General features: G+C 69.0%; 10 protein-coding genes. 9 read left to right on the top strand and 1 reads right to left on the bottom strand.

What is annotated here, in order from left to right; translation table 11 throughout:
• Nucleotides 1-85 precede the first annotated feature (85 nt).
• The 4 genes from A3IC_RS0120265 to A3IC_RS0120250 all read left to right on the top strand — a co-directional run bounded on the left by A3IC_RS0120265 (nt 86) and on the right by A3IC_RS0120250 (nt 8,525).
• On the top strand, nt 86-2,497 hold the full coding sequence (locus A3IC_RS0120265) for a SpoIIE family protein phosphatase (RefSeq protein WP_040876910.1): 2,412 nt from the start codon (nt 86-88) through the stop codon (nt 2,495-2,497).
• Nucleotides 2,498-3,182: 685 nt separating this feature from the next.
• A complete protein-coding gene (locus A3IC_RS0120260; protein WP_321184132.1) occupies nt 3,183-5,714 on the top strand; it encodes a GH92 family glycosyl hydrolase in 2,532 nt (843 codons plus the stop codon).
• A gap of 199 nt (nt 5,715-5,913) precedes the next feature.
• The gene (locus A3IC_RS0120255; protein ID WP_020551875.1) at nt 5,914-7,968 is read left to right on the top strand and encodes a phosphocholine-specific phospholipase C; all 2,055 of its coding nucleotides are present in this window, start codon (nt 5,914-5,916) and stop codon (nt 7,966-7,968) included.
• A gap of 236 nt (nt 7,969-8,204) precedes the next feature.
• On the top strand, nt 8,205-8,525 hold the full coding sequence (locus A3IC_RS0120250; protein WP_020551874.1) for a hypothetical protein: 321 nt from the start codon (nt 8,205-8,207) through the stop codon (nt 8,523-8,525).
• A gap of 1,185 nt (nt 8,526-9,710) precedes the next feature.
• Here the strand turns inward: A3IC_RS0120250 and A3IC_RS68785 are convergent.
• On the bottom strand, nt 9,711-9,881 hold the full coding sequence (locus tag A3IC_RS68785; RefSeq protein ID WP_158696024.1) for a hypothetical protein: 171 nt from the start codon (nt 9,879-9,881) through the stop codon (nt 9,711-9,713).
• 119 nt (nt 9,882-10,000) lie between these two features.
• Between A3IC_RS68785 and A3IC_RS0120240 the strand changes: the two genes are divergently transcribed.
• From A3IC_RS0120240 to A3IC_RS0120220, 5 genes are all read left to right on the top strand, one after another.
• A complete protein-coding gene (locus A3IC_RS0120240; protein ID WP_158696023.1) occupies nt 10,001-10,645 on the top strand; it encodes a hypothetical protein in 645 nt (214 codons plus the stop codon).
• A 46-nt stretch (nt 10,646-10,691) separates the two neighbouring features.
• Nucleotides 10,692-11,288, top strand: coding sequence for an RICIN domain-containing protein (locus A3IC_RS0120235; protein WP_020551870.1), 597 nt, complete (start codon nt 10,692-10,694; stop codon nt 11,286-11,288).
• A 209-nt stretch (nt 11,289-11,497) separates the two neighbouring features.
• Nucleotides 11,498-12,367 carry a hypothetical protein gene (locus A3IC_RS0120230; protein WP_026218501.1) on the top strand — a complete coding sequence of 290 codons (870 nt, stop codon included), beginning with the start codon at nt 11,498-11,500 and terminating at the stop codon, nt 12,365-12,367.
• An 89-nt stretch (nt 12,368-12,456) separates the two neighbouring features.
• The gene (locus A3IC_RS72580) at nt 12,457-12,582 is read left to right on the top strand and encodes a hypothetical protein (protein WP_020551869.1); all 126 of its coding nucleotides are present in this window, start codon (nt 12,457-12,459) and stop codon (nt 12,580-12,582) included.
• Nucleotides 12,579-13,695, top strand: a 1,117-nt coding sequence (locus A3IC_RS0120220) for a methyltransferase domain-containing protein (RefSeq protein ID WP_020551868.1), incomplete at its 3' end; no start/stop codon positions are given. The genes A3IC_RS72580 and A3IC_RS0120220, both read left to right, overlap by 4 nt.

The raw sequence follows: 13,695 nt of genomic DNA, 5'->3' as shown, positions 1-13,695 counted from the left end.
AAATGTGTGCAACCCACATGACCGCCCTCGCGCTGAATACGGACCGGAAGAGTCGGCGGCGAGAGGCACGGGGCCGGCGGGGGAGATGGCACGGCCCTTTGACGTGGCAGGCGTGGCGGCAGCAGTGCTGGATCCTCGAGGTACGGTCATCGCGTGGAGCCTGGCTGCGCAGCAGCTTCTCGGTTATGCGCCCCAAGAGATCCTGAATCGGCCGGCCGCTGCGCTTTTGGCGGGGGACGCTCGAGGGGTGCTCCGAATGGCCAAAGAGCATAGGGCGCGTAGTAGTTGGGGCGGTACTGTGCCGCTCCGCCACCGAGACGGCGGACGTCTGGAACGGGCCGTGCTGGCATCCCCGCTGCTCGACACCACCGGGCGTACCTGCTGGCTGGTGTCTGCCGAAGATGACGAGCGCAAGTCGGCCTCGACGCTCAGCCAGATGATGTTCGAGCCCTTCGTTGTCGGCTCCCCCATCGGCGTGGCGGTGCTCGACACGGACCTGCGCTACGTCTGGGTCAACGATGCGCTGGAATACGGAGGCGCCATCCCTCGCGCTCGGCGGCTCGGCCTGCACATTGCGGAGGCGGTCCCGCACGTGGATGTTCGGGGGGTTGAGACGCGGGTGCGGCGGGTGCTTGAGTCCGGCGTTCCGATTCTGGACTACGAGTTCCGTGGCCGCGTACCGACGAAGGACTCCCGTGAGTACGTGTACCGCATGTCGTTCTTCCGGCTTGAGGACCAAGCGGGCAGAGTTCACGGGGTGTGGTACATCACCAGCGACATCACGGACCGCTGGCGGGCTCGGGAGCGTTTGGTGCTGCTCAACGAGGCCAGCGCGCGGATTGGTAGCACTCTGGATGTCACACGGACTGCTCAGGAACTGGCCGATGTCGCGGTTCCCCGCTTGGCCGACTTTGCCGCGATCGACCTGCTGTATACGGTTCCGGAAGGTGTCGAGCCTGCTCCCGGCCGAGCCGACGACATCCCAGACATGTATCGGGCGGCGATGCGGTCGGTCTCCGGGGACTACCCGGAGGCCCGCGTACGGATCGGAGAGGCGATCCGCCACCCGCTGGGTTCGCTCGCAGCCCGTACCCTGGCTGAGGACAGGGCCGTCCTGGAAACGGTCACGGCGGCGTCGGCCGCCGAGGACCCGTGGTCGAAGGTCGGCGCGCTGCGGCCGCACTCGGTGATGGCCGTACCACTGCGGGCCCGCGGCGTGACGCTGGGAGTGGTGTGCTTTGCACGCTGGCGCTCTCCGGACCGGTTCGAGGAGGACGACGTTCTCCTCGCCGAGGAGCTCGTCGCGCGTGCTGGAGTATGCGTGGACAACGCGCGACGGTTCACCCGTGAGCAGACGGCGGCTACGGTCCTTCAGCGCAGCCTGATGCCGCGTGTCCTGTTCGAGCGCCCCGCCCTGGAAGTGGCATCGCGCTACCTCCCGGCGGTGGCCAGCCATGGGCTGGGAAGTGACTGGTTCGACATGATCCCGCTGTCCGGGGCCCGCGTGGCGCTGGTCGTCGGCGATGTCGTTGGGCACGGCTACCACGCCGCCGTGGCCATGGGACGTATTCGAACAACTGTTCACATGTTGGCCACTCTGGAAGTTCCTGCGGAGGAGGTCTTGGCCCATTTGGACGACTTCGTTCTCGAGTTGCAGGGAACGGAGGACGCGGTCGGGGGGGATGAGACACAGACGGTGGCTGCCGCGGCCACGGGCGCAACGTGTTTGTACGTGGTCTACGACCCGGTCAGCCGGTGCTGCACGATGGCGCGGGCCGGGCACCTGCCCCCCGCTGTGGTCAGCCCGGACGGGGCGGTGTCCTTTCCCGACCTCGCTGCCGGGCCGCCGCTGGGCCTTGGGGCGCTGCCTTTCGAGTCCGCCGAGTTCGAACTCCCCGAGGGCAGCGTGCTCGCCCTGTACACCGACGGGCTCGTCCGAACCCGTGATCAGGACATCGATGAGGGAATGGCTCGCTTGGCCGCTGTCCTCGCTGAGCATGACACGCATCCCGAAGGCATCTGCGACGCCGTGATCAGCGCTCTTGTGTCGGGGCCGCTGTCCGATGACGTCGCGCTGCTCGTAGCGCGTACCCATGCCCTTGGTCTCGGCCTGGTTGTCACGTGGGATATGCCGAGCGATCCGGCTGCCGTCGCAGGCGCCCGGAGACTCGTACATGATCAGCTCGTGTCATGGGGCTTGGAGGACCTGTTCTTCACCACGGAACTGATCGTCAGCGAACTGATCACCAACGCCATGCGCTACGGTGGCGGGCCCATTCGCCTGCGCCTCATCCTTGACGACGCCCTCATCTGTGAAGTTTCGGACAGCAGCAACACGTCTCCGCGTCTGCGGCATGCCCGTACGACCGACGAGGGCGGCCGGGGTCTGTTCCTCGTCGCACACCTCAGCCGGCGATGGGGAACCCGCTACACGGGCGCGGGGAAGATCATCTGGGCGGAGCAGAACCTTCCCTCAGCCGACACAACGGCATCGTGACCCGGTACTCGTCGACAGCGGAGTAGGCGCGGCAGCCTCCAGCCGGCGCGCCATGGCCGAGCGGCAACAGGGCACGGCGGAATGACAGCACCCTGCCCACCTGGCGTGACCCACCCGGAGTGCGTTCGGCCGGGGTGCCAAGGCGGGCAGGGACATCGTGGCGGCGCGACATCACGGTCCGTGGCGTTGGGGGTGCACAGGCGCCCAAGGGCGTGACGGCCCGGAACGCGGCTGGTGGGGCGCGGTGCGCACCGACCAAGCAGCCCCCTGTGCGCAGGGCCCGGACGCCCCCAGTCCGACCGGTCGTTCGCCGCCGACACGAGTGAGCGCCTCGTCACGGTTGCCGGCAGTATCGCCGCGGTCTCCCCACATTCCGATGACAGCCCCCGTCAAGGGTTGGCGTCGTGGGCACGTGTCCCTAACATATGGACGAAACATGAGTACTACTCATATTGAAGGCTTCCGTATGATCATCCACCACTCTCCGGCCCCGCGTCCTGCTGCGGTCCGGCATCGCCGGGGCCGAAGCGGGATGGGGATCGAATAATGGTCGGGCTTCTCGCCGGGCTCGCCGCAGGCGCCACGTGGGGCCGATCAACGGGTTCCTCATCGCCAAGGCGCGGGTGCCCGCGCTCATCATCACCCTGGGCAGTCTCGGCATGGCGCCCGGCTCCGGTCACGACGGATGGCCAGGACGTTCGCGGCGTACCGACGAAACTCACCGGAGCCGTCGGCGACGGGCGTCTGCTGGGCTGCCGTGGCTGGTCGTCATCGCGCTCGCCGCCACGTCCTGGGCGCGCCGGGGTTGGGGACGACGCGCTTCGGACGCCACACCGTTGTCACCACTTGCCATGCACCGTTTCCCATCCTCTCCGTATGTGGAGGCAAGATGCGTATCCGCATGGGCCGGGTTCGGCGCCAATCGACGGCTCCCGCTTCGCCCGTGGCGTCGCGCGGGCGGGCGCCGTCGTGGTGGGCAGCCCTGATCCTCATCGCGTTGCCAGCGGCACTGCTTCCCCCGACGCGGGCGGCCTCCCCTGCGGGTACCGAACGCCTGCGTGACCGACAGAACTCGAACGTGGGCAAGGTGGACCCGTTCATCGGGACGACGGGTGACAGCGGCACCGAGTACGGGGGCATGATCCCGAGTGCGGCACCTCCGTTCGCGATGACGCGGTGGTCACCGATGACGCGCACCAACTACGTCAGCAGACTCCCGTACCGCCTCAACGATCCGAAGATGACCGGGTTCATCGGCACGCACCAACCCGCGATCTGGATGGGGGACTCCGGATACGTGGTCGGCATGCCCGGAGTCGGTACCGTCAAGACGGCCGAGGAGGACCGGGCCCTGCCCTACAGCCACGGCGACGAGACGGCCTCGCCCGAGAAGTACACCGTGAACATGCACCCGACGCCCGGGCAGACGCTGCGCACGGAACTCACCGGCACGTCCCGCATCGGCTTTCTGCGGATGACCTACCCCAGCGGTGTGCCGGCCAACTTCGTCGTGCAGGCGACGCGATCCGGCATCACCGGTCAGGTGCACATCGACCCCACCAAACGGGAGATCACCGGCTACAACCCCGACCGTCAGGACAGCAATCTCGGCCCGTTCAAGGCGCCGGGATTCAAGGGCTACTTCGTGGCGCGCTTCGACACCGCCTTCGACACCCATGGCACGGCGACCGGCGCGACGCAGCATGAGGGTCAGTCCGACCGTACGGACCGGAGCGTCTCGGGTTATGTGCGTTTCCCCGCCGGCGCCGTGACCGTCACCGTGCGGATCGCAACCTCGTTCATCTCGGTGGACCAGGCGCGGGCCAACCTCGAGAACGAGGCCCCCGACCGGGCGGGCTTCGACGCGACCGTGGCCAAGACCAAAGCTGCGTGGGCGGACAAGCTCGACCGGGTTCGCATCGGCGGTGGCACGCCCGATCAGCTCGCGACCTTTTACACCGCCATGTACCACGCACTGCAGTACCCGTCGGAGATGTCCGAGAACGGTCGCTACTACAGCGCCTACGACGACAAGGTCCACAAGGGTGTCAGCTACACCGGATACTCGCTGTGGGACACCTTCCGGGCGCAGAACACGTTCCTCACCCTGTTCGCCCCCGAGCGCATCGACGACATGGTCACCTCCATGCTGCAGGACTACCAGCAGGGCGGCTGGCTGCCGCTGTGGAAGAACATCACCGAGACCAACATCATGGAGGGCAGCGGCGCCGACTCGGTGATCGCGGAGGCCGTCGTCAAGGGCTTCCACGGCTTCGACCGTAACCTCGCCTACCAGGCGGTCCGCAAGAACGCCATGACGCCCCCGGACAAGGACACCCAACAGCGTTACGAAGACCGCGAGATGGCCACGGCCGTCGAAGCCCGGGCCGGACTGACCTGGTACATGCAGAACGGCTGGGTCGCGGCCGACCGCACCGCCGAAGCCGGAACCAGGACCCTGGACTTCGCCTACGGCGACTACGCCGTCTCGCAGGTCGCCAAAGCCGTGGGCAAGCCCGACGACGCCGCGTACTTCCTCAAGCGCAGCGAGAACTACAAGACCCAGTACAACGCCGCGACCGGCTTCATGCAGGCGCGCAACCTCGACGGAACCTGGGCCGACGGCGGTTGGACCGAGGGCGACGAGTGGGTCTACACCAACGACGTCATTCACGATGTCCCAGGCCTTATCGCCCTCAAGGGAGGAAACGACAAGTTCGCCTCATGGCTCGACGGGTACTTCGCCGGGGGCCACAACAACCACACCAACGAACCGAGCCACCACATCCCCTACCTGTACGACTACTCGGGCCGGCCGTGGCGTACCCAGGAGTTGGTGCGGCAGACCGCCGAGGGCAGCTACCGCCATGCCCCTGACGGACTGCCCGGCAACGAGGACTGCGGTCAGATGTCGTCCTGGTACCTGTTCTCCGTCATGGGCTTCTACCCGGTCAACCCCGCCTCGGGGAACTACGCCGTGGGCAGCCCCTTGTTCGACAAGGTCACCCTGGACCTGCCCGGGGCGCGTCGCCCGCTGGTCATCTCGGCCTCCCACGCGAAGTCCCGCGCCTACGTGCAAGCGGTCAAGCTGAACGGAGACAGCATCAACAAGCCGTTCGTGAGCCACGAGGCGCTGATACGCGGCGGACACCTCGACTTCACGATGAATGAGGTGCCCCAGGCGTGGGGGGCTTCGACAACGCCTCCCCGGCGATGACGGAGTGACGCCCTGCCCTGATCGAAAACGGGGACGCGTGTTCTCGGCGGCGCGAACACCGCCCGCGCCGTCACGCATCGCCGACCGTCACGTCGACTCAATCGAAGCTTGTCCTGACGGTGCTGCGCTCGAAACCGTCGATCGCACGGAATCCGCCACGTTCCAACAATTCAGCACGTCTGAATGAGGGGTCGCACTCATGCCCGAAGTCAATCGGCGCCGGTTCCTTCAACTCGCGGGCGCCACCACGGCGTTCACCGCACTCTCCGGCAGCATCCAGCGGGCCGCCGCGCTGCCCGCGAACCACCGCACGGGATCGATCGAGGACGTCGAGCACATAGTCGTCCTGATGCAGGAGAACCGGTCGTTCGACCACTACTTCGGTTCCCTCCGAGGTGTCCGCGGCTTCGGCGACCCGCGTCCCGTCATCACCCGCCAGGACGGCAAGCCGGTCTGGTACCAGTCGGACGGCACGAAGGACCTCCTGCCGTTCCACCCGAACGCCGACGACCTCGGCATGGCCTTCCTCCAGGACCTCCCGCACGGCTGGTACGACGGCCACGCGGCCCTCAACGGGGGCAAGTACGACAAGTGGGTGCCATCCAAGGGCGCCACGACGATGGCGTACCTGACCCGCGACGACATCCCCTTCCACTACTCGCTCGCCGACGCCTTCACCATCTGCGACGCCTACCACTGCTCGTTCATCGGCTCGACCGACCCGAACCGCTACTACATGTGGACCGGCTACACCGGCAACGACGGCCGGGGCGGTGGGCCGGTCCTGGGCAACGACGAGGCGGGCTACGGCTGGACGACCTACCCCGAGCGCCTGGAGAAGGCCGGGATCTCCTGGAGGATCTACCAAGACGTGGGCGACGGCCTCGACGCGAACGGCTCCTGGGGCTGGATCCAGGACGCCTACCGCGGCAACTATGGCGACAACTCGCTCCTCTACTTCGAGCAGTACCGGAACGCCCGGCCCGGCGACCCGCTGTACGACAAGGCCCGCACCGGCACCGACGCACGCAAGGGCGAGGGTTTCTTCGACGAGCTGAAGGCCGACGTCAAGGGCGGAAAGCTGCCGCAGGTCTCCTGGGTCGTCGCGCCCGAGGCATTCACCGAGCACCCCAACTGGCCCGCCAACTACGGCGCCTGGTACGTCGCCCAAGTCCTCGACGCGCTCACCTCCGACCCGAAGGTGTGGGCGAAGACGGCCCTGTTCATCACGTACGACGAGAACGACGGCTTCTTCGACCACCAACTCCCGCCGTTCCCCCCGGTTTCCGCCGCCCAGGGCAAGTCCACCGTCGATGTCGGCCCGGACGTCTTCGAGGGCGACGGCAACCATGTCGCGGGACCCTACGGTCTGGGTCAGCGTGTGCCGATGCTCGTCGTCTCCCCGTGGAGCAAGGGCGGGTTCGTCTGCTCCGAGACCCTGGACCACACCTCGATCATCCGGTTCATGGAGCGCCGTTTCGGCGTGCACGAGCCGAACATCTCGCCCTGGCGGCGTGCGGTATGCGGCGATCTGACCGCCGCGTTCGACTTCTCCCGCAAGGACACCCGGCCGGTCACGTTGCCGGACCCGGCCGGCTACAAGCCGCCGGACCACGACCGCCACCCCGACTACGTGCCGGTGCCGCCCGCCAACCCCGTCCTGCCCCGGCAGGAACGCGGCCGCAAGCCTACCCGTCCGCTCAAGTACGCCCCCATCGTCGACGGTTCGGTGGACAGCGCGGCCGGGAAGTTCACCCTCACCTTCACCTCTGGCGCGAAGGCCGGCGCCGCTTTCCTCGTCACCTCCGGCAACCGCACCGACGGCCCGTGGTCCTACACCACCGAGGCCGGCAAGACGGTCGCCGACACCTGGAACTCGGCGTTCTCGAATGGCTCCTACGACCTGACGGTGCACGGCCCGAACGGCTTCCTGCGCGTCTTCAAGGGCCCAGGCAAGGCCGCCGGCCCCGAGGTCACAGCCCGCCACTGCGGCGACTGCGTCGAACTCACCTTCACCAACAAGGGATCCCGCACGGTAATGCTGAAGCTCGCCAACGGCCACACCGGACGGCCGTTGACTTTCCAGGTGCGCCCGGGCGCCCGGGTGCGGCACACCGTCGACCTCGCAGCCACTCGCCGCTGGTACGACCTCACCGTCACATCGAACGCCGACTCGACGTTTCTGCGGCGATTCGCCGGACACGTCGAGAACGGCACCCCCGGCGTCAGCGACCCCGCGATCATCACGGAGTAACAGGACGATGACCACCGCGTCGTGAGGACCGGTCAGGAATCAACTCGCGATAGTGGGCCCTCGGTGACCACGCGACCGAACACTCCCGCAGGCTGGTACCCGATCCGCGCAGGGCAGCCCGGACGCTCTGCTACTCGCACGGTGCGCAATGGGCCGTCCACACCAGCCCGGACCGGCGGGGCGCCCAGCAGGCCGCCCCGCTTCAGGCTAGTGGTGGCGTCAAGATCCAGCGCCGGGTGCAAGAGCAGGCCGGGGTTGCCGAGCCGGCCGCCGCTGTGCTCGGCTCGACCGCGGCTGCGGCGTTGGACCGGCAGTTGTACGAGCGCAGCGCGGGGTTGCCGCCGGCGGTCGAGGAGGACTTGCGGGTGCTGGAGGAGCGTCTCGCGGCCACCGGCGGCAGCGTCTCCGCGGCCGCGTTGGAGCACGTCGGCGTGCCGCGAGCGCTTCAGGAGGTGATCGGCAGCCGCGTCCACGAGTTGCCGCGCCCCGCGGTGGCGATCGTGCGGGCCGCAGCGGTTCTCGCGGTGCCCGGGACGAGGAGTTGCTCACCCGGATGACGGGCCTGGAACCGGAGGAGGCCGAGGAGGCCCTGGAGGCGGCCCTGACCGCGAGTGTCCTGGAGGAGGTCGCGGACGACCGGTACACCTTCCGCCAGGCGCTCTACGCCCGCATCCTCGGTCCGCGGCGCAGACGACTGCACCGCCGGGCGATCGAGGTCTTGAACGGATCGCAGCCGCCTCCACTCGTTCAGGTCGCCCATCACGCAGGCCGTCTCGGCGACCCGGCGGGTTGGATACCGCGCGCCAAGGCCGCCGCCGATCACGCGATCGCCGTCGGTGACGACGGTATCGGCGCCGACTGCTGCAACAGCTCCGCGCGTTGGCAACGAGCGGCGTCGACGGCGGCACCGAGGTCTGTGTCCCCGAACATACCCACGAAGACTGCTACTTCACGGCATACTGCGAACGAGAGCCGCCGTCAACAAAGCACCGGTAAGCCGCTGCTGGCCGACCGGGTCCGCGCCCCGGCAGCGGTACTGGCCCTGGCCGCGGCCGGCTGGGCGATCACGACGACGGCCTCCGACACGCCGACTCCGGCGAGGCCACCGCCGGCCGGGCCCGCCCCCGCCATCACGCCCTCGACACCCTCCACGCAATCGACGACACCGCCGTCGGCCACGCCGCCCACGGAACCACCGGCACCCACGGCCCAGGACTCGCCGACCGGCCGGGTCGCACCCCCGAAACCTCGCCGCAGAACCCGGTCCTCGGCGCGGTGTCGGGGTTGCCCGCTCCACCCGCATGGCCCACCCCATTGCCCCTGGACGCTGCACGCGCCCCGCCGGCCACGACGGCCACCGGTCCTGGTGCCTGTCCGACCCTCACCTGCGCTCCCATCGAACTCTGTCTCCACCCGCCCCCTTCCGGCACAAGGACGCTGGAAACATGGATCGATCGGGCCGACGAATCGGACGGAACCGAAGCACCGACCCGCCGACGCATCGCCCGGATGGAACGAAGTCGCGGACCCGCCAGGCAAGTCGCGTTACCGCCACATCGACGGCGACGTGCACGCGTGCGCACGCAGGCGTGATGCGCGCGCCGGCTGTTGAAGTCGTACGGCCGCCGCGACGCGCGTGCTCGACCTCGGGGCCATCCTCCGCTGGTCTCATCCGGCACGGCCGCCGAAGCCGGCACCCGCCCGCGCCACTCGACGCGGGACCCGCCCGCACAGGATGCCCTTCACACGGCCTGTGGCCTGCGCGGACATCGAAACGCTGCCGGCGTGCACGCGATGCGCCATTCCCACAAGATCGCATGTTCCGACAATCCTGCGACCGGATGACGCCGGATGGTCACCACGGCATCACCGGTCACCACCAACTCCTCCGGTGGGATGTCCTCGGCTTCCATCCTACGAGTTGATGGGGGGTTCACCTCACCGATGTCACGCTCATGCGGGCCGCCCCCGCAACGACGCGCTCCCTCGCCGGCGCGGAGGAAGCGGCTCCGTCCATCGAAGGGGTCGATTCGTGAGCACGAGTAGTGTTCCCCGTCCGATATTGCGGCGCTCGCTGGCCGTTTCCGCCGCGTTCGCGACGCTGGCGTGCATGGCCGTGGGCATCCAGGCCGCCCCCGCGTACGCGGATGCGCCCGACTGCAACCCGAACGTCACCCGCTATCGCGGCACGCCCATCACCGCGGTGCTCACGCCGGTCATCACCGAGTGGGACAGCTTCGCCGTCGCGCCGGGTACCTCCATCGACCAGACCCGCACGCTCACCCAGGTGAACTCGGTCAGCACATCGGTCAACAACAGCGTCGACTTCTCGTCCGAGGACAAGACCACCCTCGGCAGCGTCGGCACCAAGTTCGGTCTCAGTGTCGCCACCAGCGCCGGCAGCACCACGACCAGCACCTTGACGGAGAACGTGCACTTCAACCAACCCGGTGTTTACGGGCTCTACCGCGGCACCGAGCGGGTGGAGGGCCAGTGGCTCCTGGAGATCTGCGGCCGCACCGGCCCCACCACCGGCAAGTGGGTCTGGGTCGGCGGCCCCGCCGGCACCGGAACGTACGTCACCTTCACGTTCCCCGATCAGGGCACCGTCTCGTGTGCCCAGGCCGAACCCCCCGGCACCGTGCGCGCGGTCGCCCGTGCCCGCCTGCACTGCTGACCGGTCCCATACCCCGTCCCACCAACCCCGAAATGGTAGGGAACCGATGAAGCGTACGACCCGAACCCCGATACCGATCCGGCGCCTCGTCGCCGCGGTCACCACCACGATCGTCGCGGCGGCGATGCTCCTCACCGCCTCGCCCACCGCCCAGGCCGGCCCGTCGTGGCCGTCCGACATGGACTGTGGGGGCGTCTACATCATCCACACCAACAGCGGCATGCTCCTCGACTTCGACCAGAATCGCTGGGAACCCCTGCACGGTAGGGTCATCCAAATGCCCTGGAACGACTGGGACGACGAGAAGTGGACGATGTGCCGCACCCGGCCGGTCTTCGGCGGGCCCATCGACGACTTCGAGTACACGTTCGTCACCAGGTGGGCCGGTGGCCCGTGGTGCATGGGCGTCACCGGAGGCGCCGCCTACGAGGGCGCCATGCTCAAGGTCGAGGACTGCAACAACCTTGCGAGCCAGCGGTTCAAGCTGTTCTTCAGCGACGGCCCCATGGCGCACCCCCGGCCGTTCGTCATGCAGGTCCAGCACACCAAGATGTTCGTTTCCATCCCGAGCTTCTCGGTGGTCGGCGCGGTAACCGAACAACACCGCTATACGGCCGACATGTTCTGGCTCGAACAGGTCTGACGACCGTCCCGGCGTCGTCGAGACCCCCAGGGCGCTGAACCCAGCGCCCTGACGCAACGTCAGGGGCGGGCGGGCGGTGGTCGACCGACCACCGCCCGCCCGCCCGGCACATCGCCCCCACCCCCAAAGGCCCACGGAGCCAACCCCCAGTCCAGGCCTTCGGCGGCAGGGCCTCGGCGCTGTCCGTCGTCGAGCGGGAGCGGCTGCACGTGGCGGGGGCCGCCGGTCTGCCCCGCGATGCGGTCCGCGACATCGAAGGGACGCCGCTGTCCCGGCGCACTCCGGAGACCGACACGGTCGCCACGGCCAGGGCCAGGATCTTCGGCTCGGGCGAAGAGGTGGAGCGTGCCTATCCGGGCGTCACCGTGCATCCCGGCGAGGGAGCGCGCGGATACTTCCCCCTGCTGCACGGCGGCCGGGCGATGGGTTGCTACACCATCGAGTTCGCCGGCATCGAGGGACCGGCCACGGCACGGGCCGGCCGCCGACCCGGCCACGCCCTACGCCATCCGCCGCGAACGTTCGTCGCCGCGCCGACTTCGATCGAACAGCGTGAGCCAAGGGTGTGCGGCGCACCACCGAAGGAAGGGACACACGATCGTGTTTCGCGGCATCCCGCCCTCCGAGAGTCCGTCGTTCGTCGAGGCCTTGGCCGTGTGGGGGTGGGGTGGGCCGTCGAACACGGCGGCATCCCCCTGGAGTACGCGGCCGTAGTACTCGCCGACCACCCCGTGTATGTCGAGGACTCCGGTGTGCCCGACCCGACCCCGACCGAACGTTGGGCCTGGGCGGCGGAGGACCTGACCGACTGGGAGGAGATCGTCGTCCGCATGGACTGGCCGGGCGACGACGCGTTCGACGAGCAACGCTGGGACCAGGGCGCCGACTGGCAACTGCGTGAATCCCTCCTGCACATCATCGGCCGCACCGACGACCCGGAGCCCACCACGGAGCTCCTGCTGCGTCACTGCCGGGAGCAGATTGCGGCATGCGACGGCGCGGTCGACCGGCGGATCGCCGAACACGAACGCGAACTCGACGACGGGCCCGATGCCCGCGCCACCGAGGAAGGGACCTGACCGCGATGTCGGGTGTTCGCCGGTTCCCCTCGAGGTGTGTGTCGCGTCATCATGGGACCCCGGAGCGTGACGATCCCAGGGGGTGTGCGGTGGGCGAGCACAGCAAGCCGGACCAGCCGTTGGACAAGGGCGACCCGCCTCCCGGGAACGGGGACGGCCGGGTACCGAAGCCCGAGGACCCCAAGGGCAAGCACAAGAAGGACCGGCAGGAGTGAACGCCGACCCCGAGAACATCGGTGTCCATCGCCGCCGCGCGCTCGCGGCGATGGACACCGGCAACGCGTGGCCGAAGGACTCCCCGTGGCTGCGGGACGCGGTCGACGCGCTGCCCCGCGACGCCTTCGCGCCCGACACTCTGTGGACCTGGGACGGCCACGCCTGGCGGCGCGTGGCCCGCGCCGACGACCCGCAAGCCTGGGCCCGGCTCGTCCACGCCGGACCCGACGACGCGACGATCACCGAGATCACCGACGGCATCCCGTCCTCGTCCCTGTCCTGCACGTCGATCGTCGTCGACATGCTCGACTCCCTCGACCTCGAACCCGGCCACCGCGTCCTGGAGTTGGGCACCGGAACCGGCTGGAACGCCGCCCTGATCGCCCACCGCGCCGGACCCACCGGACACGTCACCAGCGTCGAGACCGACCCTGCCCTCGCCACCGGCGCGGCCGCGACCCTGGCCCGGGCCGGAGTCCGCGTGGACGTCCGGGTCGGCGACGGCGCCCTCGGCTGGGCCCCGGCCGCCCCCTTCGACCGGTTGATCGCCACCTATGCGGTCGAACGCGTCCCCCGCGCCTGGATCGAACAGACCACCCCCGGCGGCGACATCGTCTTCCCCTGGACCCGCCTGGGTTACTTCGCCCTCACCACCGCCAAGGACGGCCGCTCGGCGAGCGGATGGCTCCATGGCCTCGCCCAATTCATGAACGCCCGAGGCACCCCCACCACCCCCACCCACCGCAGGGTCCGCGCCGACCGCGACCCCGACCACGAACGCGCCCTCACCCGCGACCTACGCCCCTTGCACGACAACGCCCACCTGATGTGGGCGCTGCGCCTGCGCCTGCCCGACGTCCTGTTCGACACCACCGTCGACACCGGCGGCGTCCATGCCCGCCTCCACGATGGCGCCCGGTCCTGGGCGACGATCTCCACGCCGCCGAACGGGTGCGCGATCGCCTCCCAGGGAGGTCCGCGCCGGCTCGTCGACGAACTGGAGACCGCGTGGGACGCGTGGATCGCGGGCGGCGCCGTGAGCCTGTACGAGCACGGCATGACCGTCACGGCCGACGACGAGCAGTTCGTCTGGGCGGGCGACCCCGACACCG

The sequence above is a fragment of the Embleya scabrispora DSM 41855 genome (genome assembly GCF_000372745.1).
Classification (GTDB): Bacteria; Actinomycetota; Actinomycetes; order Streptomycetales; family Streptomycetaceae; genus Embleya; species Embleya scabrispora.
This window is presented reverse-complemented; position numbering and strand designations above follow the sequence as displayed.

Excerpts from the sequence above, each read along its gene's own strand:
- A3IC_RS0120265 (WP_040876910.1), top strand. The coding sequence starts at position 86 with ATGGCACGGCCCTTTGACGTGGCAGGCGTGGCGGCAGCAGTGCTGGAT.
- A3IC_RS0120255 (WP_020551875.1), top strand. The coding sequence starts at position 5,914 with ATGCCCGAAGTCAATCGGCGCCGGTTCCTTCAACTCGCGGGCGCCACC.
- A3IC_RS68785 (WP_158696024.1), bottom strand. The coding sequence starts at position 9,881 with ATGGAAGCCGAGGACATCCCACCGGAGGAGTTGGTGGTGACCGGTGAT.
- A3IC_RS0120235 (WP_020551870.1), top strand. The coding sequence starts at position 10,692 with ATGAAGCGTACGACCCGAACCCCGATACCGATCCGGCGCCTCGTCGCC.
- A3IC_RS0120260 (WP_321184132.1), top strand. The coding sequence starts at position 3,183 with ATGGCCAGGACGTTCGCGGCGTACCGACGAAACTCACCGGAGCCGTCG.